The organism is Natronococcus pandeyae (assembly GCF_008122205.1).
GTDB lineage: Archaea > Halobacteriota > Halobacteria > Halobacteriales > Natrialbaceae > Natronococcus > Natronococcus pandeyae.
Genome location: NZ_PHNJ01000002.1, coordinates 100,117 through 123,555, shown reverse-complemented (window position 1 = coordinate 123,555; position 23,439 = coordinate 100,117). Strand labels below are relative to the sequence as shown.

Here is a 23,439-nt window from a genome sequence, read left to right as displayed (position 1 = left end):
GCTACCACGCCAACGGGGAAAAGCGGACGGGAGCTTTTTCTCACTCCGCTTTGATACGCCGTTCGAGAACGATGGACCTCGAGTCGATTCCGGGCGTCGGCGAGAAGACTGCCCGGTCGTTGTCGGTACTCGACGACCCGGAAGGAGCGCTGCGGACGGGCGACGTCGCCGCGATCGCGGCGGCGCCCGACATTTCGCAGGGACGGGCCGCCCGCATCGCGCGCGGGGCGATCCGGCGAGAACACGACGACCCCGGCGGCTTTCTCGCGACCGATCGCGCCCGCGAGGTCTACCGGAACGTGCTCGGACTGCTGCAGGAGCGAACGGTTACGGAGTACGCGGCCCAGCGCCTCGAGACGCTGTATCCGAGCGCCCGGCGCTCGCGCATCGAGGAGGTGCAGGCGTTCGCAAGCGAGGCGATGGAGCGCGAACCCGATCCCGCAGTGCTCGAGGCACTCTGTGGCGTCGAACCGCTCCAGCAGCCGGGCGACGTCAGGGTTCGCGAGCGCTGTCTGGCGACGACCGACGCGGAGCGCTACGCCGAAGCGCGGGAAGCGATTCCGGAGCTTCCCGTCGAGGTCGTCGAGGACGCACAGGGGCTCGCGGAACTCGCTCGCGGCTACGCGACGGTGATCGCCCTCGACGAGTCCTTCGCGGGAGTCACGGTCGAGGGCGACGTTCAGGTCGAGCCGGACGCTCTCGAGAACCCCGCCGACGTCGTTCCCGAGCGGTCGCTGGCCTTCTTCGCTCGTAACCGGGACCGCCTGCGGGCGGCCGTCGAGGTGCACCGCGCGGCGGATCTCGAACCGGCCTGTGACCTCGAGACCCTCACGGACGGGCTCTCGCGGCTCGCCGAGGACGGGACGGTCGCCGGCGACGACGAGCTCGATCGGTTGACGACGGCCGCGAACGACCTCGACGCTGCGACGGGGACGGCCGAGAGCGTCGCGAACGACCACCTGCGAGAGGCTATCCGGGAGCAGGACGTCACGATCGAGGGCTCGGACCTGCTCTCGCTGGTCGAGCGCGGCGCCGGGGTCGACTCCCTGCTCTCTCGAGAGCTCGCGGACGAACACGCGGCGGCCGTCGAGGCCGCCCGCGAACACCTGATCGAGGCGCTCTCGCTCGATCCGGGCGAAGCCGAACTGGCCCGACGGGTCTTCACCGACGAGCCGGCGTTTCCGGTCGAGCGGGACGAGGACGCCCTCGGTCGGCTGCGAACCGAGCTAACGGCGGCCAAAGAGCGGCGCGCGGGTCGGCTCAAACGTGAACTGGCGGCCGACCTCGCCGACCAGCGGACGGACGCACGAGAACTCGTACGGGACGCGCTCGAACTCGACGTCGAACTCGCGATCGCCCGCTTCGCCCGCGACTTTTCGTGTACGATGCCGACGGTCGTCGAGGCGGACGCTCGTTCGGAGCCCGTCGGGTTCGCGATCGACGGAGGACGCTCCCCGCTGCTCGACGAACCGCTCGAGGCGATCGACCCCGTCGACTACGAGGTCTCGGGCGTCGCGCTGCTCTCGGGGGTCAACAGCGGTGGGAAGACCTCGACGCTCGACCTCGTGGCGAGCGTGGTCGTACTGGCCCACATGGGACTCCCGGTCCCCGCCGAGAACGCGCGTCTCCAGCAGTTCGACGATCTTCACTATCACGGCAAGACCCAGGGGACCCTCGACGCGGGCGCCTTCGAGGCCACCGTCAGAGAGTTCGCCGACCTGGCCCAGGGTGGAGAGGGCTCGCTCGTGCTGGTCGACGAACTCGAGAGCATCACCGAACCCGGGGCCAGCGCGAAGATCATCGCCGGGATCCTCGAGGCGCTCTCGGAGAACGGAGCGACCGCGGTGTTCGTCTCCCACCTCGCGGGCGAGATCCGCGAGATGGCCGGCTTCGACGTGACGATCGACGGGATCGAAGCCGTCGGACTGGTCGACGGCGAACTCGAGGTGAACCGATCGCCGGTCAAAGACCACCTGGCGCGGTCGACGCCGGAGCTGATCGTCGAAAAACTCGCCGACGAATCACGAGGCACAACCGCCGCGTCGAGCCGGAACGAATCGCGAAACGAAGGGGCAGAAGTTGGGTTCTACGACCGCCTTCTCGAAAAGTTTGACTGATCGAACCGTTCGAACGTATCGGTGCTCCGACTCGAACGCGGGCTTTGACGCGTGAGAGAGGGTTTAACGACGAGATAATAAGGTGCGACCAGTGCGCTTCTCGAACTGAAACGACTGGTCTGGAGCGACATCGTCTGCTTTGAACGAACACGATTTCCGATAGAATATGGAACGGAGGGCACGAACATCTCAAGACAGCGACGCAGTATCGAACGGAGAAGAATCTAGCGGCATGAATACGCTGCTGATCGGCATCGACGCGGGGAGCCTCTCAGTCTTCGATGATCTCGACGAGGAGGAGGAGATTCCGACGATCCACCGACTCTGCTCCGAGGGCGTCAGCGCGCCCCTCGAGTCCCAGATCCCGCCGTGGACGCCGAGCGCCTGGCCATCGATGTACACGGGCGCCAACCCCGGAAAACACGGCGCGTTCGGCTTCGTCGGCTACGACGGCTACGACTGGCACGTCACCAGTAGTGACGACGTCGACGAACATACGGTCTGGTCGTTGCTGGATCGACACGGCTACTCGAGCGTCGTCGTCAACGCGCCGATCACGCACCCGCCCGAGGAGTTCGACGGCGCGTTGCTCCCCGGTTTCATCGGCCCGGAGGATCCGCAGTGTCACCCCGAGGGTCTCCTCGACGACGTTCGCGACGAGATCGGCGACTACCGGGTGTACCCGTCGTACTCGCGCGACGACGACACGATCCCGGAGTCCGAGAAGATGGAGGAGTACCAGCGCCTGATCCGTATGCGCGGCGATGCGTTTCGCTACCTCGCCAACGAGTACGAGCCGGATTTCGGCTTCGTTCAGTTCCAGAAGACGGACACCGTCTTCCACGAGTTCTTCGGCGACGAGGAGAAGGTCAGGATGGTCTACGAGACGGCCGACGAGCAGATCGCGGCGATCCTCGAGGAGTTCGATCCGGATCACGTCTTCGTCGCCAGCGACCACGGGATGGGGGAGTACGACGGCTACGAGTTCCGCGTCAACGAGTTCCTCCGCGATCAGGGGTACGTCGAGACGATGACCGGCGGCAAGGGGATGCCCTCCTGGACGCCCATGCGCCGCAAGCTTCGCGAGGGCGAGGAGTCCGACACGTGGGAGCCGAGCACCGTCGAGCGCGCCGCGGCGACCGTCGCAGACAGGTTCGGAATCACGGCCCACAGCGTTCGGCTGGCCCTCGAGCGAGTCGGTCTGGCGGGCGTCGCGATGAAGCTCGCGCCGAGCGGCGTCGCGCGAACGGCGAACGAACAGGTCGACTTCGAGAACTCGAAGGCCTACGTCCGCGCACGCACCGAACTCGGGATCCGGATCAACCTCGAGGGGCGCGACCCCGAGGGCGTCGTCCCGCAGGACGAGTACGAGGAACTCCGCGAGGAACTCATCCGCGAACTCGAGGGGGTCGAGACGCCGGACGGCGACCCGGTCTTCGAGACCGTCGCGCCGCGAGAACGCTACTTCCACGGCGACCACGCCGACGAGGCCGTCGACATCGTCCTGATCCCCGACGAGTTCGACCACGCCATCTCCGAGCAACTCGGCGACGACTACTTCGGTCCGGCCGAACCCTGGAACCACAAACTCGACGGCGTGTTCGCCGCGATGGGCGAGGGCGTCGACGAGGACACGGACCTCGAGCGCGCACACCTCTTCGACGTCGCGCCGACGATCATGGCGTCGTTCGGTGTGCCCTACAGTGATCGGATGGACGGAAGCGTCGTCCCGGTCGTCGATGCGGTCGACTCGACCAGCTATCCGGCGTACAACGAGAGCGCCGACCAGGGCCGATCAGAGGCCGACGACGAGGTAACGGATCGCCTCGCCGACCTCGGTTATATGAACTAACCGTCCGTTCGGGACCGCCGCATTCTCCGTCGTCGTGCTGTCGTCGTCAATGTGTGTTCGTGTTGGAACGTCTGAAACACAGATTAACGACACTATAAGGAAAACCGAGACTCATCAACGAAGAGTACTGTGAGGGTGTGTTGCTGATGGGTTTCGTACTGGAAGCCAGACTGTCCCACCAGGACCTCGTGTTGATGCCGACGATCGAGGCCGTGTCGGGAGTGACAGTTAGATATGAGTACACCGTTTCTGCCGCCGAGGACACCTCGCTGTTCGTCTCCGTGTTCGGAAGCGAGTACGAGGCCGTCGAGCAGGCGATGGAGGCCGATCATACGGTTTCGAACCCGAACCGGATCGTCACGTTTCCCAACCGGGCGATCTACCGCGTAACGATGGAGTCGGCGCTCGATCCGATCCCCCCACGATGTGCCGAAGAGGGGCTGTTCGTCTTCAAGATCACCAGTGACAAACAGGGCTGGATCGTTCGAATCTATCTCCCGGATCGCGGCGCGCTCGTTACGTTTCGGGAGAGTTGTCAAGAGCGAGAGATCTCGTTTCGGGTTCGACAGCTTCAGGAGTCCAACTCTAACGACGACGCGACGTATTTCCTGACCGAACAACAACACGAGATACTGCTGTTGGCGTACTACGCAGGCTACTACGACATTCCGCGGCGGGTCTCTCAGGGAGATCTCGCTGACCAGCTTGGCATCTCGACGTCGGCCGTTTCACAGCGGCTTCGTCGCGCGGTCGCGGAACTTGTTTCGGCGACGCTCGAGACCAACAGGACGCCCGAGGCGATCAAATAGCCGATGAACACATCCGTTTCTCCGGCTACGATCGACCGACGGTTCGGACTGTGACACTCGTCTGACAGGAGTACAACTACGCTGCTGAGTGCGGGGAACTCTTCTCACGTCGAAATACCGAACTGAATCACTGTTTCATCTCGGAAACAATCGCTCAGATCGGGTATACGTCGGATTACCAGAATTCGTCCGGTTCGTGTTGTCCGGTCGAAACGAGGGTTTTCTCGGCGATTTGCTGCACGTTCGACCGTTTCACGAGCGATGAGTTATCGCAAATCTGTATGTTCACATACCACATTCATATTTAAAAACTGGATATTCGAATCCTCATTTATTGGTCAGCTAAGTCATACTGAACAATGTGACTGTCAATGGAGAATGGAAGTAATCATAACAAACAGGTATCATCAGGAGACTGTCAGCCGAGCGACCAAACAACAGATCCCGCGTCGACTGGGGCCGACGCGAAGAACGGTCGAAGCCGACGATCGCTTCTTCGGGGTACGGCGATCGCCGGCGCATCGACGGTAGGACTGCTCTCCGCGGCGAGTATGTCCGGTGCGGCGTTTCACGAGGGGTACGATAACGTCGTCAACGTCGTCGACGCCGGCGCCGACAGGACCGGCGGGGAGTCGATCACACCCGTCCTCGAGGACCTCAGAGCCGACAACACCGCGTTCAAGTTTCCGGAAGGACGGTACTATATGGACAGCCAGTTCCGGTTTACCGGATTCGACAACATCGGATTCTTCGGGCACGACGCGACGCTGGTTCCAGCGAACTACTACAACTTCGACGGCCCCCAGTACCGACTGTTCCGTCTCGGCGTCTCGTACAGTCCAGGCGGTCGGCTTCGATTCCGCGGCTTCGATATCGATCAGACCGCCTCGAACACGGGTATTCGGGTAATCGAGGCAAACGTCTCCGATGACCTGAAGGTTGAAGATATCAACATTCGCGGTGAACACGATAGCGGGACGTGGGGTCCCGGTATGTTCACCATCACCGATCCAAACGGTCGCGGTGTCGTCGAACGGTTCCGCGCACCTGATGGCGGCGTTCACGCCGACGAGACACCGAACGCGGGGAACATTTGGCGAGGACCGATCGGAATCGAGGCGAACACGAACGTCGGTCACCTCGAGTTCAAAGACTGCGAACTCGGCGGCTTTCCGGACAACGGGTTGTACGCGACGAACGAAGACGGGACGTACGTCGTCGACGGCGGCGTCTTCAAGAACAGCAACGGCGCAAACGTCCGTGTCGGCGGTCAGGGGAGCGAAATCAGAGATCCGACCGTCGTGATCGACGAGACGGGGCCACACGACCGGTCACAGCGCGGCGTCCGCATCGAGAGCGGCGACGATCTTCTCATTTCCGGGGCCGACATCACGATCACCTCGCCACAGCCGACGAGCCACGCGGTGTCGGTGATGAACTCCTGTAAGAGTTCGACGATCGAAGATACGTCGATCGAGATCTCCGGTGACCGCGTCAACCACGGTATCGTCGTCTCGCCGGAGGCAGGCGAGACAGAAATTCACAGAACTGACGTCGTTCACGAGGCGGCCGGCGGCTATCCCCTCTGGATCCGGGAGGGCGACAAGCGCGACCGGGTTCTCGCGTCGGAGCTCTCGGTTTCGGGTAGTGCCGGCGACAAACACGGCTTCCGCGACGGCATCCGGTGTGGACGGGACAACTGTCGGTTCCAGTACATCGACGTCGACCAGCCCGGTCGCAACGGCGTAGACCGGAACGGACTCGTCGTCTCCGGAAGCGACACGACCGTCTACCAGGGAACGTTTCGGGCGAGTTTCCACCCGTACGTCGATCAGGGGTCGGACAACCATGTCCGAAACGCGGATCTCGAGTCGTACGACCACGGGCGAGAGGCGATTCAACTCTATCCGGACGTGACGAACGCTGCGTTCCGAGTGAACCGAATCGTCAACGGGTACCGCGATCACGGCGCCAGCGGAACCGTGACCTGGAACAACACGTACGAGTCGCACTAACGTTCTCACACTCTCTCCTGCCGGTTTTCGGCCTCTGAAGCGGTTAGGCCGAATCGCCGGCCGCCGCTCTGATGGCGTCGCGGAGCGTCACGACCTCGAGATCTCGTTCTTCGACCCACTCGAGGGTCTCTCTAATACCTTCCTCGGTCACTTCCTCTTTGAACGTGTGCGCGCCCACGATGCCGAGCGCCTCCTGGTTGGCGACCTCGTCGAGTTGCGCCTGGACGGCCTCGGGGCCGGTGAACTCGATAAAGTAGTCCCGGTGCGTATCGAACGGGTCGAACGAGTCGAGATCGTTCACCATCGTGTCGAGGTGTACGTTCGCGATCCCGTCGTAGTACTCGCTGGCGATCTCGATCGTCCACTCGTCGCAGACGTCGTACGGCGCGAGGAGCGTGTCGACCTCGAAGCCCCACTGCTCGAGTCGGTCCTTGGAACCGCCGAGGAACTCGTGCATGAGGTCCTCGGGGTATCGCTCGACCGTCTCGCCGGCCGCGAAGGACTCGCCGATCGGTTCGTCGAACTCAAGGTAGATTCCGACGTCGTCCTCGCCGGAATCGACCAGCTGCCGCCGAACCGAGTTCTCCCCGTCGGTGACCTCGATCTCGTAGCCGCCGTGGAACCCGTGATTTCGCTGTTCGGGATAGACTCGACTGTCGTCCGGATCGACGTCTTCGACGAGTTCGAACGACCCCAGCGCGGTGTGAGCAGTCGTGTGTGACATGATTTCCCAGCCGGCTTCCTCGAGTTCCTCGATGTACTCGATATCCATCCAGTCGGTGTCCTGGAAGTCCTCGCGGCCGACCCACTCCGTCACGATACCCGTACTCGCGGGCGCGTCGAACTCCTGGTGGACGGGGAACGCTTGCTGGTAGTCTTCCATCGGCCCGTCGTCGTACGTGAAGACGACGGCGCCGCCATCGATGTCGGGGATCTCGTCGGCCTCGTCATCCGGATCCTCGGACTCGTTGGCCTGGTCAGATTGCCCGTCATCGTCCGTGTCGCCGTTCCCGCCGTTCTCGTCGTCCCCACCGTTCGCTTCGTCGTCGCCGTTCTCGTCGTTCAGTGCATCGAGACAGCCGGCGGTCGCTGCGAGCGTACCGGCACCGACGGTGCCGAGGAGAGCCCGTCGAGTCGCTTTCTCGTTCATCGATTTTCACTCACATTTCCAGACTCCTATTTATCGCCCCGTTAAGAACTGCATCGAGCCGTTCGCCGGCCGTTGCTGCTGTCAGCGGATGAGCATTCGTGGCTCTCTCTATCCCGAATCGAAACGGCCGCCGTCCGCATCTCGTTCTTCGTCCGGCACTTAATACGGTTATAATAAGGCCCCTCCAAGCCAGAGTCCCAGATACTGTGGATATCGTTCAAGTACCGATAGTTCAGCGAACGTCGGTGATGGGAGCCACCGGACGCCGTTGCTCCCGGAGGTTACGGTGAACCGAAGTCTCTCCAGCGGTGTTCTCTCCGTCGTCAGCGCCAAGATCGTCATTCTGATAGTCGGCATCCTCTCGACACCCATCCTCTTCCGACTCCTCGAGCCCGCGGGGTTCGGGGACTACTCGTTCCTCATGTCGGTGTTCGCCATCTACATGATTTTCGTCAGTTCGGGGATCGCCGACGGCGTCCGCAAGTTCCTCGCGGAGGAGCGGTCCATGCAGGACTGGGAACCGTACGTGGTCGGCTACTACTTCCGGCTGGCGCTGCTGTTCTCGCTCACGGGCGCGTTTCTGATGATCCTCTCCTCTCAGAGCGGGCTCGTCACCCGGCTTTTCGGAGCGGAGTACACGCCCTACTTCTACGGGCTAGCGCTGCTCGTCGTCTCCGTCCAGTTCCAGACGTACTCGCGCAAGACGCTCATGGGCTTCGGCCTCGAGCGGTACTCCGAACCGCTCAACATCCTCGACAAAGTCGCGTTCGTGGTCGTCGCTATCCCCCTCGTCTATCTCGACTTCGGCGTCACTGGCGCGCTCGCCGGCCACGCCGTGGCCAGCATCGCCGTCGGGGTGATCGGCCTGATGCTGATCCACCAACGGGTGCCACTCTCGAACGTGTTCCGGACGCCGCCGAGTAATTTCCCCCGAAAGAAGATGCTGACGTTCAACTCGATGAGTATCGTTCTCCTGTTCCTGCTCACCTCGCTCTATCACATCGACGTCGTCATGCTCCAGCACTTCCGGGAGAGTGCCGACGTCGGGAACTACAGGGCGGCGCTCACCCTCGCGGAGTTCCTCTGGTTCGTTCCGCTGGCGCTGCAGACCGTGTACGTCCACTCGACCTCCGAGCTGTGGTCCAGAAACCGCACCAAGCAGATCACCTCGCTCGCCTCGAAGACGACGCGGTATACGTTTCTCCTGACGGCCATCATGGCCGTCGGACTCGCAGCGCTGGCGGATATCGCCGTCCCGATCTACTTCGGTCCGGACGCGACGCCGGCGATCGAGCCGTTGTTGCTGTTGCTCCCCGGTGCACTCGGATTCGCGCTCGCACGGCCGATCCTGGCCGTCTCGCAGGGCGAGGGGACCCTCCGGTATCCGGTCGCGGCGACCGGCGTCGCGGCGACGATCAACGTCGTGCTCAACTTCCTGTTGATCCCGCGGTACGGGATGCACGGTGCAGCCGTCGCGACCAGTGTCGGCTACGGAGGGATGTTCGCCTTCCACTGCGTGTCTGCCCGACACGTCGGCTTCGATCCGCTTGCCGACGCACGGTTCAGCCGGATCGTCGCGACGACCGCGCTCGCTGCGATTCCGATCTTCGCGCTCGCGGCCGTCATCACGAACGAGTGGCTGGCGCTGGTGATCGTTCCGCCAACTGGCCTCGCGATCTACCTGACGTTTGCCGTGCTGACCGGCGCGATCACACCTGCCGAACCGTTCGAGGTTCTCGCAGAGTTCCCTGAGCCGATCGGTTCGCGAGCGGCGTTCGCCCAGGAGCGACTCGAGGGCGTTCACGCCGATCTGACCATCGCGGGATGGGTCCAGAGTATGCTGTTCCTGACGGGTGTGACGTTCCTGCTGTCCGGACTGCTGATCGCCCTGTTCGGAACGGAGGGCGGCACTCCGGTGTTCGGATAGCCGCGGTCGAACGGCACACTCGCGAACGACGCTCTGACTGGGCCGCGTTCGATCGTTCCGAGCTCGTGAGACGTGACGATCGACTTCGCATCGACTCACCGCCGGAACGATCCGCCACAGATCACGGAACGTCCCGCTCGCCGACGGCGACGGCGAACAGATCACGGAACGCTTCCCCGTCCATCCTCCAGTCGGCACCGTACCCGAACTGTACTGCGTAGCGCTGTTCGGTCGTCGAGGTCGACGGACCGGACTGTGCCCGCGATATCGCGTCTCGACAAGACGTCGGGGTCGTGCGGATCCGCCGTCTCAGTTCCGAGCACGTTTCGTGGGTGGCGAACTCTCGTGTTCCGTTCTCGAAGCCGGTAACTCGTGAAGTCGACGTCCTCCCGGTTCGAACCCGAAGGAGCCACCCACTCGGTGCCGGCTGAAACAAGTGCTGTCCCGAGTCGTGGGAGCCGCTGTCGGATTCGCTCGCCCACTTCGGGCGACAGCGCCGTTTAGCCCATCGATAATAAAACGCCGTGCGATCCAAGTCGAGTGAAATGGCACTGGTCAGCGTTATTATCCCGACCTACAACCGGGAGGAGACGGTCTCTCGAGCGATCGACAGCGTGCTCGCCCAGACCGTCGATACCGTCGAGGTCGTCGTCGTCGACGACGGCTCGACCGACGACACCGAAGACGTACTCGAGTCCTACGACGACGAGCGGGTGCGCCCGATCTATCACGAGACCAATCAGGGGGCGAACGTTGCACGAAACACCGGGATCGAACACGCCCGGGGCAAGTACGTCGCCTTCCTCGACTCGGACGACGAGTGGCGCGCAGAGAAACTCGAGGCCCAGCTCGACGTGCTCGAAAAGCGTTCGTCGGAGTGGGTCGCCGCTTACTGTGACTTCACGTTCGAACTCACCAGCCCAGTCGATCGACTGCGTGGGCTGGCCGCCAGCGTGCTCTCTCGCGCCGACGATCAGGCGCAGATGGAGGGTGGTGAGGAGCTAATCGGCGAGATCCTCGCGGACAACGTCCACACGGGGGCCGGCTCGACGCTACTCGTCCGCACCGACGTCGCCCGTGAGGTCGGTGGCTTCGACGAGACGCTCGACCGCTTCCAGGATCCCGAGTTCGTCCTGCGCATCCTCGACGTCGGCAAACTCGCGTACGTCGACGAGCCGCTGGTCGTTCGCGAAGAAACCGGCACGCCGCCGGCCGATACGATCAGGCAGGCCGACGAACAGTACCTCTCGCTGTACGACGACGAGGTCACCCGGTTCGAGGAGGACGGCTATCAGATCCGCTCGAGTCACGATCTCGTTCTCGCGAAGACCTACTTCACCGAGGGACGATTGCTCCGTGGCAGCTTGCACCTCTTCCGGGCGGCGCCCGAACCGCGTCACGTTCCAGGTGTCCTCTGGGCGGCCGGTTCGGGTGTCCGTCGCCGTCCCACTCCGGTGTTGATCGCCGGTATCGCGCTCGTCGCCGTCGCGGTCGGCAGTCTGATAGCGCTTCGCTCCTGAACCCAGGCCAGCGAGGGAGTCCTTCGACTGATCGACGACAACGTTCCGCGATAACGACCGTTCAGTTTTCGGTCCGTAACGATTCTGAACGGTCTCGGTGCCTTACAGTGAACGGTTTCGTTTCACAAACGACGGGGGTGATTTGCTAATGGAGCTATAGTAAAGCACCCTACACATCACGTGGGGGTTGTAATGGAGCGTTTGAAGACTCATCGACGGAAGGTTTTGACCGCTGCAGCCAGCTGTACAGCCGCAGGGCTCGTCGGTCTCAGTGGCGCTCAGCAGGAGTCGACGTCGCTCTCTCGGGACTCCTTCGAAATTATGGAGGGGACCGAGTACGAGACGACCGTCTACGAGACGACGGCGGGCGCTGACGGCGGAACGGTCGTCGTATTTGGCGGCGTTCACGGCAACGAAGTTGCGGGATACGAAGCCGCAGACGTAATCGCTGACTGGGAGATCGAAGCCGGGACGCTCGTCGTCGTTCCCGAAGCGGACGCTCCCGCCGTCGAAGCGGGCACACGGTCCGGTCCCGACGGCGACGACCTCAACCGACAGTTTCCCGTCGGCGAGGAGCCACGGACGGAACTCGCCCGGACGATCTGGGGCGTCATCACCGACTACGATCCCGATGTCATCATCGATCTCCACGAGTCGACCGGTATCTACGCGGGCTCCCCGGTCGACGGTGTCGGCCAGGCGATCTTCCACTCCGGCGACGGACAGGCCACGCAGGAGGCCCAGCAGGCGACCGACTACGTGAACCAGAACTACGTCGAGACGTCGGGGTGGGAGTTCACGACCGGCTCGCTCGGTCCCGACACCAACCCGACCGACCTGATCGTTCACAAGGCCTGGCTCGATCTAGGTGCTCGAACGCATCTCGTCGAAACGCTTTCTCAAGGACCCGACCTCGAGACGCGGATCGACTGGCAGCTGCGGCTCGTCGGTGAACTCGTCGCGGACGAACTGTTCCCGAGCGGTGTTCCCGAAGAACCGGCCGAAGGACCTGTCGAGGGGCCAGAAGAGCCTGAGGAGGACGAGGAAGAAGAACCGGACGAGCCGGAAGAACCGGACGAGCCGGAAGAACCGGACGAGCCGGAAGAACCGGACGAGCCGGAAGAACCGGAGGAGGAGGACGAGGAAGAAGAGCCGGAAGAAAAAGAACCTGAGGAGGAGGACGAGGAAGAAGAACCTGAGGAGGAGGACGAGGAAGAAGAACCTGAGGAGGAAGAGCCGGAGGAGGAAGAACCTGAGGAGGAAGAACCTGAGGAAGAAGAGCCGGAAGAAGAAGAACCGGACGAACCCGAGGAAGAACCTGAGGAAGAAGAACCGGACGAACCCGAGGAAGAGCCTGAAGACGACGGCCACGAAGCAGGACGACCGACCGCCACGATCGAGACGACCCCCTCGGACGCCGACGAGCGGCAGATCCAGTGCGGGGAGACCGTCACGCTCGATGCCGCTGCCTCTTCCATCGAGGGCGGCGAGATCGACTCTTACGAGTGGGACGTCGACAACAACGGATACTTCGAGGAGACCGGCGAGACCATCGACGTAACTGTGACTGCTGATGGCGATCATACGGTTACGCTCTGTATCACCAGTGAGGGCGGCCGGACCTCGGTCACCGAGATCACGCTCTCGGCCGAGTAACTCGAGCCCGGACGTCTCGACTCAGTCGCGTCTTTTTTGCGGCCCCGATTGGTGACTGTTCTGTGGCTCGAGTGCCGACGGAGGTATCGACCCGTCCCGCGAAAATCACACCGTCCCGGTCCGTCCGATCGACGGGCTCGGTGCTCGCGGCGTGCAGTCACTGTCGGTCGAAGAAAGAAAGAAACAGAGCCGCAGACGGTCGTGCGGTCGTCGGTGAACCGCTCGAGTAGGGATTTCGAAGCGCCGGTCAGTTCTCGTGACCTTCGCGACGCAGCTTCCAGAGGTCGTCGAAGTCGATGACCTCGACGTCGTCGGTGTCGTTGATGTGCTGGAGCAGCTCTTCGTAGTCGTCCTCGTCCATCGTGTTGTCCTGGTCGAACGCGTGGAAGTTCAGGACCGTACACTGTCGGTGCTCCGCCGCCAGGTCGACACACCGCATCGCGATGTCGAGGTCGTGACCGATCGTTCTGGGCAACGCAAGCGGATCGAAGCCGTGGACGCCGGTGAGGTTGACGTCCCCGGCCTGGTTGAAACCGCCGGCGTAGTAGTAGTTCGAGGCGACGTCTAGGACCTCCTGGTCGTAGCTGTTGTGCGGGAAGACGATGTAGTGGCCGCCCTCGAGGTCGTTCTGGACGGCCCAGTTCTTGTCGCGGCTGAGGGCGTCCTCGACGTCTTCCTTGTCCATGTCCGCGAGCGCGGAGTGAGTCCCGTGGGCGACGATCTGATCGCCCGCCTCCTGGCGCTCCTTGAGCTGGTCGATCGACATCACGCCCTCGCGCTGATTTCGCGTCCACTGCCGAACTGCGGCCTGCACGGCGTTGACGTCGTACTCGTCGTGCAGCGGCGACGCCTCGTCGTAGAAGTCCTCGAGACCGTCGTCCCAGCTGAGCATGACGTAGCCCTTGTCGGGCTTCTCGTGGGTGCGTAGATCGTCGACCCACACCTCGGCGTCCTCGGTGTTGTGGATGATGATCTCGATCTCCTCGACCACGTCCCGCTCGAGTTCTATCGAACTCTCCTCGAAGACGCCGGGGCACGTCCGGAACCAGCCGATGTCTGGGGTGCGATAGGTGACCGACCGGAGCTGGTGGTGGGTGTAGCCGCCGTAGATGTCCGTGAGTCGGATGTCGATGGCGATGTTGGAGGGTGTCGACGTGCGTACGGCCATCGAGAGGTCGAGATCGCTCATGTCCGTCGTCTCGATCTGCTTTTCGACGACGATGTTCTCGTTGTCCTCTGCAGTGAGCTTGAGGCTCTGATCGCCGTCGAAGACGACGTCTTCATCGGGTTCGCCCGATCCGCTGGTTACCTCCCAGTCGTCGAGGTCTTCGAAGTCGTCGAGTTGCTCGCCGGGTTGCCTAAACTCCTCTCGGCTGTTGTACTCGGTCTCGACCGCGAGTTCGGGCGACTCGAACTCGTCATCGTCGCTGTCGCCGCCGCCGTCGGACTCGTTTCCGTTCGACGAGTCGTCGTCTCCGTCGTCGCCGTTCGGAATTGCGGAATCCACCCGGTCCGTACAGCCGGCCATGGCCGCGAACGCTGTCGCACCGGACGCTGCGAGGAATCGTCGTCGGGTATTCGGTCGTTTGGTCATTGCTGGATCGGCATACCGGCAGCAACGGTATTATTATGCAGACGATAGTGGGTTAGCCGCCGTTCAGTGGTTACCTTATATAGGTGTTAGACGGGCCAGCTCCGTCCAGAACAGGACTGCTGCTCTCTGTAGACCCGTTCTACGGAGCTGTCCCGTCCATCCGCGATCAGTACCCAATCGCGGCCGCGTTAGCGGAACTATAGTTAATGGTGGCTCGCCCCGACTATGATCTAGTCAAGCGTGTATCCGATCTGCGATCACCGGTCGGCGAACCAGGACTGGCCGCGAAACTCACGAGTCGTCTCCCGAGAGTACACGCTACAGTCACGCAGTGAGGTGTCTTCGAGATGAATACGGAACTCTTCGGCGTATTTGGCGGCATGGAAGCGTTTACCCGGTTCAGGTCGACGGACGAGTTCGACGAGATGCTCGTCGGACCGTCGACGACCGTCGGGATCAGAGATTCCGGGCTCGGCACTCCTGGCTGGAGCGCGACGTACGAGAGTGACGACGGCGTCTGCGCTATCTGGGGAGAGGTGTATGTCCCCGGTAGCGAGTCGAACGCCGCGCGATGGTTTCTCGAGGCGTACGATCGCGAGGGGGCCGACGCGCTGTCCAGGCTCAACGGGTCGTACCTGCTCGTGCTCGACACCGGAGACGCGGCGTTCACCGCGACGGATCCGATTCGATCCCGGGAGTGTTTCTACACCGACGATCCCGGAGTTCGCGTGTTTGGGACGGACTCCTCGACCGTCGCAGCAACGATCCAGGAGCCCGAATTCCGGCGGGATGCCATTCTCGAGTTTCTCCACCTCGGCGTCACCCTCGGAGAGAAAACGAGCGTCGAGCAACTGTCTCGACTCCCGATCGATAGCTACCTGACGCGGTCGTCCATCGAGCATCTCGAGCGGTTCGTCTACGACACGCAGGAGTTCGACTACGCCGAGAGCCTGGCGAACCGTCTCGAGCGGGCGATCGACCGACGGTCGATACTTCCCGGACGGAAGGGGCTGCTCCTCTCTGCGGGGTACGATTCGCGAATGCTTCTCGCTCAGCTCCCCGAGATCGAACACTGCTACACGGTCGGCAGTCCGACCGCCCAGGAGGTCGCGGGTGCCAACCGTCTCGCGACGCAGTACGGCGCCGATCACACCGCGTTCGAACCGGACGAGCGCTACCTCCACGCAGACGAGACGAAAGTCCGCTACTCGCAGGGTCTCAAGGAGTCGTTGCATATCCACCACGCCGGCTACTCCGACGAGATGGAGGTCGATACGATGTACCACGGCCTGCTCTGTGACACGTTCTTCCGCGGGCACTTTACCGCGCAGGTGGATTTCGAGGTGTTCGGCAAACGCATTCCGTTCGAGCGCCTCGATCCCGACCCGGATCCGATCGACGTCCTCCTCTCGCGGTTCGGGTACGATCCGTCCGCGAGCGTCGACCTGGCCGAGCGAACGTCGTTCGACGTCGATCCCGAATCGTTCGTCAGACAGTCCGTCCGAACCGAGTTCGAGTCCGTTCTGGACCGCTCTGACTCCATCCAGAACGCGATCAACTGCTGTGGAATCTCGAATCAGCCCTCGATCCCGTTCCACACACAGCTTGCGGACAACTACTTCGCGTCGTTTCTCGCCGCGGACACGGAACTACTCGAGTGGCACCTCCAGGCACCACCGGCCGAGCGGACCACCGAGACGTTCCTCGAGGCCTGCGAAATGATCGACGCCGACATGCTCAAACACCGTCCCCCGGACCGTCCTCACGATCTCACGCTGTTCAACGAGATGGAACGGTTCGTCCGGCGTAAGACGCCATTTCTCGAGTCGTTCGAGTCTCCCTGGCCGGACCGGGAACAACAGTTCAACCAGCACGACTTCGACCAGCGACTGCTGCCGGAACTCGAACACGTTCACGACCTGCCCGCCCGTCACAAACTCCGGCTCAACGATTTTCTCGGCTGGACTGACAGTTGGACGGACAGTGCTGAACAGCCCAGAACTTGGCTCGACCGGCATCCGTCGGTTGCATAACAAATTCTGTCGTAATGGGTGTTTTCACGGTCTGTAAAACGTTTACCCTCGGTTTGAACGCGCGAACGAACGGCCGCGATTGATTCAGATCTCGATATCGGGACCATATTTATAATACCCGATGTGTGTGATATACAATATGCGTCTGACGCCGTTTCGAGATAACTCATCCTCGGACTCGAGTGGCGACGAGTCCACAATTCAAGCGTCGACGTCCGTCAGAGTCTTTAATTACGATGAATCGTCGATCGTCTCACACGACACCGAGACCGATGCGGGAGCGACCAGCGCACCGCCGGAACTCGAGTGGGACATCGTTGCGCTGCTCAAGTCGCGCGACGAACCGGTGACGATAGACGAGATCGCAGATCAAATCTACGACGCTGATGGAGTCGACGATGTCGAAGCCTGGGGCGACGTTCACGAACGACTTTCACAGACCGCGTTGCCGGCACTCGATGCCTCCGGCGTGATCGATTTTCATCCGGACCGGGGAACGGTTACGCTGGTCGAGCGACCGGGTTCTCGTTTTCGGAACTACGTGCTTACCGTTCTGTTTGCGGCGTCACTTGGATTGCTCCTCGCGCCGATCGTTCTCGACGTCACGGCGACCGTTTCGCTTCTCGGTCTCTTGACCGCCGCTGTCGGAATCCTCGCGACCGTCGTCTGGTAATCTCGAGCAGGGGTGTGCCGACCGGGTGGCGAAACCCACATGTCGGTGATGAGCTCGTCGGTGACGCCCGTCGGATTCGGACGCAATTACCTGACGTACTGTCCGATCGTCAGTGCCGTAAACATCAGCAGAATAAGGGCACTCAGTCCGATACCGGTGATGAGCGAGAAGAGCGGCAGTTCGAACACCGCACCGAGAAGCAAGACCGCGCCCACGCCGGCGGCGCCAATATAGTAGTCGTCCCAGTCACCAGTCACCGCGTTGCCGTCGTCTCTACTTGCGTTCGTCTCGGAATCGGCATTGAGGTAGTAGTCGAGTTGCTTTGCGAGGGGACGGCGCTCGACGATACCGCGGTTCTGTTGGTAGTCGATTATGCCCGCCTTGTCCAATTTCGGCAGGTGGGACTGATAGAGTGGGATGTAAACGCGCTGTCGCTCGTCGGAACTCAGTTCCTCGACTGTCGTGCCGTTTTCCCACGCCGCAACCTGCTCGGCCACGTCGCGCATGCGTACGGAATCCTCCGCCTCCTGAAGATACTCGAGGACCATTCGACGGCGTTCGTTCTGCAGAATGTGGAAAATCTCGTCTACCGGCAACTCCTCACCGGACGTACCCTGTTCGTCCGCTTGGTCTTCACCTCGATTCTGTTCGTCTCTGACCGCCTGTGTGGAACTCATCGTACTGCTTGATCGTCACTCACGGACCAGTATTAAAGGCTGAAAATCGTCCACAGATGAACGGTTTGACTTCAGTGAAATTGCCCCTAATATTTGGGTTTGTGACTGTTTCAGAACGTACATTCGGCGGAATGGGCGTTCAGAAACGGTTTTTCCAGCACTCGGACTGTTCAATAGTCACATAACTTATACGCCTCTCTCGTCCCGAGACTATGCTCTATCATAACACTCCATCGTTCAGAACTGCCTGAATTGACGGAATATTTTTATAGTTGAACGAAACTCTCCTGGAAATCCGACGGTGTTTACTGTCACCAAATTTCGAAGACGGTCGCCGGTCGGCTCCGACGGTGGACGACGACCGACGGCGGCGTGGCTCGGCTTATACGACCGATAACTAAACGCTCAAGGTACTCATTCCCGGTAAATGAGTGACTCCGACTGGTGGTTTCTCGATCTGGCACTGGTTATCGCGGTGACTGGCCTCGTTACGTTCGGGCTGTTCATCGGCGTTCCAGGACCAGTTCGCATCCTCCTCGGAATTCCGTTCCTGCTATTCCTGCCCGGATACGCCCTCGTTTCGGTGTTGTACCCGGACAAATTCGACGACGAGTATCAGTCGTTCGACGACGAGAAGACCACCCGACGAGGTCCGGTGTTGAGCAGCGGTGGACTCGGATCGATCGAGCGGTTCGTCCTGTCGGTCGTCGCCAGTATCGCGGTCGTTCCGGCGGTCACGCTGGTTACGTCCGCGACGCCGTGGGGAATCACGGTTCGACCGGTCGTCGTCGGAATTGCCCTGACGACGATCGTCTTCTCGTTGCTGGCGATCGTCCAGCGGTATCGGTGTCCGCCGGAGCAGCGGTTTGCCCTCTCGCTGTCGGGATCGTCCCTGCTGTTCTCTGCTGACCGGAACTCGTACGGTCGATCGGCGCCGAGTCCGATGCTGTACAACGCGATCTTCCTGGTCGCGCTGGCCGTCCTGCTCGTCACCGCAGGATTCGCAGTCGCGACGGGCCCGCCCGAACACGACGGCTACACCGAGTTCTACATCGAAACGGAGGAGGTCCACGGGGAGATGGAAGTGATGTACGACGACTCCCTGTCGGCGGGTGAATCGCAGTCGCAGACGGCGTACATCACGAACGAAGAACACGAGGAGCGATCCTACACGACCGTGGTCGCGCTCCAGCAGGTGAGTTACGAGGACGACAGCGTTACCGTCCACGAGCAGGATGTCCTCGCCAGCGAGTCCGCCACCGTCGCCGACGGCGAGACCCACGAGCAGACGCTCGAGTTCGAGCCGTCGATGACCGGCGACGACCTCCGACTGGTACTCTACCTCTACGAGGGTGAGCCACCGGAGGATCCGACCGAGGAGAACGCCTATCGAACGATCGAGCTTCCGGTCACGGTCTCGTAATCGACTCGAGCAGCGGTCGCGTTCGATTGGGTTCTGCGACTCGTTCTCGCTACCGCCGACTCGATTTTTTACCGCCGACTCGTTCGACCCGCCGATCAGCCGCTCTCTCGATGCGCACTATCCTGTCCATCTCTCGATGCACACTCTTCCCGTTCACACTCATCCGTCCGCGGAGTCGAGTGCCAGCAGTGCCGTGTGTGTGACGGACGGTCCGACGCTGTCCGTCACGCCTGTTCGTGCTCGATCCCGGCCAGTAGTGTCCGAACCGCGTCGGACTCGGTCTCGAGTCCGGCGACCCGCGGGTAGACGGCGACGCCGAGTACGAAGTCGTCGTCGTGTTCGACTGGCTCGCTGAGCTGTACGGCGACGTCGAACGTGATGCCAGCCTCGACGAGGCGAGCGCGGGCGTCGTACCGGGCGACCGTCGTCTCGGTGTCGAGGATCGAGACGACCGTCTCGTCGACGCGCTCGACCGCCTCGAGTTCGTCGTACCGTTCCTGAATGAGTTCGACGAGTTCGTCGGTCGTGTACTCGCCGACGGGGTTGAACGACCGGCCGAAGGCGGACACTCGTGGCGTGCTCAGAACAGCGACGACCGCCGCCTGGAGTCGGGGCAGTCCGATCGCATCGAGCGCGACGGCACGGTCGTACTCGGCGTACCAGTTGCGCACTTCGATCGTGCGCTCGAGGCCGAACCGGCCGACGGTACGCTCGATCGGGAGTTCGTCGACGGCGTGCTCGCCGTACCCCGTTTCGGCCAGCGCGTCGTCGTCGACGGTCGCCGGTGTCGACGAGAGTGCACCGTCGGTGAGTCGGGTGCATCCGGCACCGAGGCCCATTCCGACGGCTGCACCCGATGCGAGAATGCGCCGGCGCGTGAAAGTCATCGATACGTAACTGTCCGCAGAAGACGAAAGTCCGTCGGTTCGCAGCGACCGTTTCATACCGAACGACGCCAGCGGAAGACGACGAGAAGGAGTGGAGTCGCTATCCGTTCTCTCCGTTCGAGATTACTCGAGTGCGGGCGACGGTGTACAGAACTCCACGTTGCCGTTGTCGTACACCGTCGACTGTTCGGGCTGGCAGAGTTCGTGCCGATCGATGGCGGGGGTGTAGCCGTGGCCGTTTTGGTCCCGGAAGTACGTCGCCGTTTCCTCCGACTGTACCGTCCGGTAGAGAGTGTACTGCTGATCGGTTTGGTTCTCCGCGGGTATCTGTGCCGATGTCGTCCCGCTTAGCGGATACGAGTGCGTTCGGAAGACGACCGTCTGGTACGGGTGATCGGTGTAGAGTGCTTGATCCGGACGAATCTCGTCACCGGCCGGCGATCCGGTCATCTCGCCGACGGCGTACGCCGCGGCGATCTCGTCCTCGTCGTAGGCGAGGCGCTCGTTGTGTTCCTCGAAGACGGGATTGTCGACGCTGCTGCTCGACGCGAGCATCATCCCGCCCGGGAAGATCAACGCGACCAGCAACAGGACGACGATGACGGGCGTTGCCGAGAGGTTCCGACTGAGCGTCCGGAGTCCGATCGCACCGAGGATGGCCATCAGTGCGTAGAGGAACGCAAACCAGCGCGTCGGAATGAAGTTCCGAATACCGAACATCGGCAACCCGAGCACGAAGAACAGCATGATGCCCGACCCGAGCGCCAGGGTGAAGACCGATTGCTCGGCACGCCGCCGGTGGACGATATACAGACAGCCGACGAGCATAAAGCTGAGCAACAGCAGAAAGCCGAGTTCCTCCACGTACGGAACGATCTGGTCGAACAGCGTGGTGGTCGTCTCCGCAGCGGCGCCGGGTTCCTCCTCGTCATCCGTCGCACCCGGCGACGCGAGATTCAGGAAGCCTGCACTCTCCGAGAGGGTTTCGCCGAACAGGCTGAGGATGGTTCCGAGGAACGAGTCCTGTCGGTACGGGGTCAGCGACCAGACGAAGATCAGGAACCCGAAGTTGAACACCACGAGACCGAGGAGGTTGACGGGTTTTTTCGTCTGGAAGACGCTCGTGTCGAGCCGCGTGAGCCCCAGTGGGCCGAGCATGAACACGAGCTGGGCGAGGAACGCGGCGCCCAGTAGAACGAGCATAATGAACGACGACACCTGGTGAGTGAGGACGATCGCGATGGAGAGGAGGATCAATAGCGTGAAATCGCGACCCGTGTACTCGATCCGCATCACGCGGAGCAGTGCGTACAGGAGGCCGAGGAAGAAGACGAGTCCCATACTCGTCGGAATGAGGTGGATCCCCCACAGCGCGACGTGACTGCTCACCGCGAACAGCGCCGTGGCTAACGTCGCCCATCGGGTGGGAACCAGCAGGTTCGACGCGGCGTAGACCAGCAGGATCGACAGCGGCATCACGAGACCGACCGAGAGGAACAGCCCGAGTCGCAGGGAGACGTCGTAGACGAGTGCGGAGGCGACCACGAGCAGGTGGAAAAACGGCGAAGCGAAGTGCTTGTCGTGTCCGATCGCACCCAGTGACTCCTCGGTGTAGATCGCACTCGCTAGCTCCGTCATGTGCGTCCAGACGTCGATTCCGATGTAGCCCGGCGTCGCGTACAGCGCGAGCAGTCGGAAGACGAACGCGAAGAGGACGAGCTGGAACAGGATGAGCCCGTGGTTGAAATCGCGGTCGCTGGTGAACAGTATCTGGACGAACAGTAACGTCCCGACCACGGCCGAGATCGCGAAGAAGGCGGTCGTCCGTGCCTCCTGTAGCACCGTTACGAGCACCATCGCCACCATGCCGACGACAACGATGCTCGGCAACGCCATGGCCGCCGGTGTCGACAGCACGGACAGCGTCCGCTCGTCCTCGTTCTGATTGACCGCGCCGAGATACAGGAGACAGCCGATCCCAATAACGATCGGAATCGTGTTGATGTAGATCTGCGAGGCGAAAAACCGCAGCGGGAACAGCAACAGGGCGACGGCCAGTCCGATGATCGCCGCCGTCGTATCCAGGCGTAACGGTCGTAAGTTCGACAGTGACATCCTAGACGCCATGATGTACCTCCCCGTCGTCGGTTCGATCGACGGTCAGTTCGGTCGGCTCGCGGCCCCTTCGCTCGAGGACCTGCCGATAGCACTCGAGCACCCGGTCACCCATCGCCTCGAGGCTCAGGCCGTCGATCACCTCACGGCCGTTCGAGCGGCGGTCGCCGGCGAGAACTGACTCGAGGCCGGCGGCGAGTTCGGCGTCGCTATCGCTGACGGTACAGTTCTCGACGTCGCCGATCGTCTCGCGGACGAAGCCGACGTCGGTCGAAACGGTCGGCACGTTGCAGGCCGCGGCCTCCTTGACGACCATCGGACCGGCCTCGCGCTTCGAGGTCACGAGGAGGACGTCGCTCGCGTTCATGTAGTATGGCATCTCTTCGTAGGCAACGCCGTCGACCGTTCGCAACTCGAGGTCGGCGTCGGCGCGCTCGACGACGCGTTCGGCCCGCGCGTAGTCTTTTTCGTCCCGGTCGGGATCGTACGGAAAGAGTGCGATTCGTTCGTCGGGGTCCCATCCCACGCGCTCGCGGGCCTCCTCGCGTGGAACGGGTCTGAACTGCTCGGTGTCGACGCCGAACGGGATCTCGACGTGATCGACGTCGAGTTCGCGCGACATCGCGGGACTGGGCACGATCGTGGCGTCCGCGAAGCGGGCGCCGTATCGACTGATCGTCTCGAGCCAGCCCATGTCGCTCATCAGGTCGGTTCCCCACAGACTCATCACCACCGGGCGCGTCGGCTGGGCGAGTGCAAACGGCGCGACGAGACCGTAGTGGCCGTGAATCAGGTCGTACTCGTCCGAACGAACGTGCGAGAGCACCTTCGGATAAAACCGCAGGTAGTCGCCGGGCGTCCGCGGTGAGTCGGCGGTGTAGTCGCCGGGGACGCCGATGACGGTGCACTCGACGCCGCGGTCTTCGAGCACGGAAATCTGTTGCTCGAAGAACGAACGCGTGGAGGTGATGAGATGTAGTACGTGCATATC

The 23,439-nt window shown here is 62.2% G+C and carries 16 protein-coding genes; 10 read left to right on the top strand and 6 right to left on the bottom strand.

From position 1 onward, the window contains the following. The first annotated feature begins 71 nt into the window (after nucleotides 1–71). From CV102_RS04205 to CV102_RS04190, 4 genes are all read left to right on the top strand, one after another. Nucleotides 72–2,117: a MutS-related protein gene (locus CV102_RS04205; protein WP_148856648.1), complete on the top strand. Its 2,046-nt coding sequence runs from the start codon at nucleotides 72–74 to the stop codon at nucleotides 2,115–2,117. A 166-nt stretch (nucleotides 2,118–2,283) separates the two neighbouring features. Then, complete coding sequence (locus CV102_RS04200) at nucleotides 2,284–3,969, top strand: alkaline phosphatase family protein (RefSeq protein ID WP_148856647.1); 1,686 nt, start codon at nucleotides 2,284–2,286, stop codon at nucleotides 3,967–3,969. A 146-nt stretch (nucleotides 3,970–4,115) separates the two neighbouring features. Then, nucleotides 4,116–4,778, top strand: a complete 663-nt coding sequence (locus tag CV102_RS04195) for a helix-turn-helix domain-containing protein (RefSeq protein ID WP_148856646.1) — start codon at nucleotides 4,116–4,118, stop codon at nucleotides 4,776–4,778. A 371-nt stretch (nucleotides 4,779–5,149) separates the two neighbouring features. Continuing rightward, nucleotides 5,150–6,793: a right-handed parallel beta-helix repeat-containing protein gene (locus CV102_RS04190; protein ID WP_148856645.1), complete on the top strand. Its 1,644-nt coding sequence runs from the start codon at nucleotides 5,150–5,152 to the stop codon at nucleotides 6,791–6,793. Nucleotides 6,794–6,836: 43 nt separating this feature from the next. Here CV102_RS04190 and CV102_RS04185 read toward each other — a convergent pair whose 3' ends face one another. Continuing rightward, nucleotides 6,837–7,943 (bottom strand): polysaccharide deacetylase family protein, encoded by a 1,107-nt coding sequence (locus tag CV102_RS04185; RefSeq protein WP_148856644.1) that lies wholly within the window; start codon nucleotides 7,941–7,943, stop codon nucleotides 6,837–6,839. Between the two features lie 286 nt (nucleotides 7,944–8,229). Between CV102_RS04185 and CV102_RS04180 the strand changes: the two genes are divergently transcribed. The 3 genes from CV102_RS04180 (at nucleotide 8,230) to CV102_RS04170 (ending at nucleotide 13,046) form a co-directional block, all read left to right on the top strand. Continuing rightward, nucleotides 8,230–9,870 (top strand): oligosaccharide flippase family protein, encoded by a 1,641-nt coding sequence (locus tag CV102_RS04180; RefSeq protein WP_148856643.1) that lies wholly within the window; start codon nucleotides 8,230–8,232, stop codon nucleotides 9,868–9,870. Between the two features lie 545 nt (nucleotides 9,871–10,415). Then, nucleotides 10,416–11,390, top strand: coding sequence for a glycosyltransferase family 2 protein (locus tag CV102_RS04175; RefSeq protein ID WP_148856642.1), 975 nt, complete (start codon nucleotides 10,416–10,418; stop codon nucleotides 11,388–11,390). A gap of 225 nt (nucleotides 11,391–11,615) precedes the next feature. Beyond that, entirely contained in the window at nucleotides 11,616–13,046 is a 1,431-nt protein-coding gene (locus CV102_RS04170; RefSeq protein ID WP_233710628.1) for a PKD domain-containing protein, read from the top strand. Nucleotides 13,047–13,293: 247 nt separating this feature from the next. On the opposite strand, the gene CV102_RS04165 is transcribed toward CV102_RS04170, so the two are convergent. Continuing rightward, the gene (locus tag CV102_RS04165) at nucleotides 13,294–14,640 is read right to left on the bottom strand and encodes a polysaccharide deacetylase family protein (protein ID WP_148856640.1); all 1,347 of its coding nucleotides are present in this window, start codon (nucleotides 14,638–14,640) and stop codon (nucleotides 13,294–13,296) included. A gap of 347 nt (nucleotides 14,641–14,987) precedes the next feature. Here CV102_RS04165 and CV102_RS04160 point away from each other — a divergent pair, with 347 nt between their 5' ends. Both CV102_RS04160 and CV102_RS04155 read left to right on the top strand, forming a co-directional pair. Continuing rightward, complete coding sequence (locus CV102_RS04160; protein ID WP_148856639.1) at nucleotides 14,988–16,673, top strand: hypothetical protein; 1,686 nt, start codon at nucleotides 14,988–14,990, stop codon at nucleotides 16,671–16,673. A 139-nt stretch (nucleotides 16,674–16,812) separates the two neighbouring features. Next, nucleotides 16,813–17,346 carry a DUF7344 domain-containing protein gene (locus tag CV102_RS04155; protein ID WP_148856638.1) on the top strand — a complete coding sequence of 178 codons (534 nt, stop codon included), beginning with the start codon at nucleotides 16,813–16,815 and terminating at the stop codon, nucleotides 17,344–17,346. 86 nt (nucleotides 17,347–17,432) lie between these two features. On the opposite strand, the gene CV102_RS04150 is transcribed toward CV102_RS04155, so the two are convergent. Further along, a complete protein-coding gene (locus tag CV102_RS04150) occupies nucleotides 17,433–18,023 on the bottom strand; it encodes a DUF7344 domain-containing protein (RefSeq protein ID WP_148856637.1) in 591 nt (196 codons plus the stop codon). A 427-nt stretch (nucleotides 18,024–18,450) separates the two neighbouring features. On the opposite strand from CV102_RS04150, the gene CV102_RS04145 reads away from it, so the two are divergent. Then, nucleotides 18,451–19,446 carry a DUF1616 domain-containing protein gene (locus tag CV102_RS04145; RefSeq protein ID WP_148856636.1) on the top strand — a complete coding sequence of 332 codons (996 nt, stop codon included), beginning with the start codon at nucleotides 18,451–18,453 and terminating at the stop codon, nucleotides 19,444–19,446. A gap of 224 nt (nucleotides 19,447–19,670) precedes the next feature. Here CV102_RS04145 and CV102_RS04140 read toward each other — a convergent pair whose 3' ends face one another. The 3 genes from CV102_RS04140 to CV102_RS04130 all read right to left on the bottom strand — a co-directional run bounded on the left by CV102_RS04140 (nucleotide 19,671) and on the right by CV102_RS04130 (nucleotide 23,436). Further along, a complete protein-coding gene (locus CV102_RS04140; protein WP_148856635.1) occupies nucleotides 19,671–20,333 on the bottom strand; it encodes a DUF6517 family protein in 663 nt (220 codons plus the stop codon). 123 nt (nucleotides 20,334–20,456) lie between these two features. Continuing rightward, complete coding sequence (locus CV102_RS04135; RefSeq protein ID WP_148856634.1) at nucleotides 20,457–22,460, bottom strand: hypothetical protein; 2,004 nt, start codon at nucleotides 22,458–22,460, stop codon at nucleotides 20,457–20,459. Beyond that, on the bottom strand, nucleotides 22,450–23,436 hold the full coding sequence (locus tag CV102_RS04130; protein WP_148856633.1) for a glycosyltransferase family 4 protein: 987 nt from the start codon (nucleotides 23,434–23,436) through the stop codon (nucleotides 22,450–22,452). The genes CV102_RS04135 and CV102_RS04130 overlap by 11 nt, the downstream gene beginning before the upstream one ends. Between the last annotated feature and the right edge of the window lie 3 nt (nucleotides 23,437–23,439).

Coding starts and splice junctions, on each gene's coding strand:
- CV102_RS04205 (WP_148856648.1), top strand. CDS start 72: ATGGACCTCGAGTCGATTCCGGGCGTCGGCGAGAAGACTGCCCGGTCG.
- CV102_RS04200 (WP_148856647.1), top strand. CDS start 2,284: ATGGAACGGAGGGCACGAACATCTCAAGACAGCGACGCAGTATCGAAC.
- CV102_RS04195 (WP_148856646.1), top strand. CDS start 4,116: ATGGGTTTCGTACTGGAAGCCAGACTGTCCCACCAGGACCTCGTGTTG.
- CV102_RS04190 (WP_148856645.1), top strand. CDS start 5,150: ATGGAGAATGGAAGTAATCATAACAAACAGGTATCATCAGGAGACTGT.
- CV102_RS04185 (WP_148856644.1), bottom strand. CDS start 7,943: ATGAACGAGAAAGCGACTCGACGGGCTCTCCTCGGCACCGTCGGTGCC.
- CV102_RS04175 (WP_148856642.1), top strand. CDS start 10,416: ATGGCACTGGTCAGCGTTATTATCCCGACCTACAACCGGGAGGAGACG.
- CV102_RS04165 (WP_148856640.1), bottom strand. CDS start 14,640: ATGACCAAACGACCGAATACCCGACGACGATTCCTCGCAGCGTCCGGT.
- CV102_RS04160 (WP_148856639.1), top strand. CDS start 14,988: ATGAATACGGAACTCTTCGGCGTATTTGGCGGCATGGAAGCGTTTACC.
- CV102_RS04155 (WP_148856638.1), top strand. CDS start 16,813: ATGCGTCTGACGCCGTTTCGAGATAACTCATCCTCGGACTCGAGTGGC.
- CV102_RS04150 (WP_148856637.1), bottom strand. CDS start 18,023: ATGAGTTCCACACAGGCGGTCAGAGACGAACAGAATCGAGGTGAAGAC.
- CV102_RS04145 (WP_148856636.1), top strand. CDS start 18,451: ATGAGTGACTCCGACTGGTGGTTTCTCGATCTGGCACTGGTTATCGCG.
- CV102_RS04140 (WP_148856635.1), bottom strand. CDS start 20,333: ATGACTTTCACGCGCCGGCGCATTCTCGCATCGGGTGCAGCCGTCGGA.
- CV102_RS04135 (WP_148856634.1), bottom strand. CDS start 22,460: ATGGCGTCTAGGATGTCACTGTCGAACTTACGACCGTTACGCCTGGAT.
- CV102_RS04130 (WP_148856633.1), bottom strand. CDS start 23,436: ATGCACGTACTACATCTCATCACCTCCACGCGTTCGTTCTTCGAGCAA.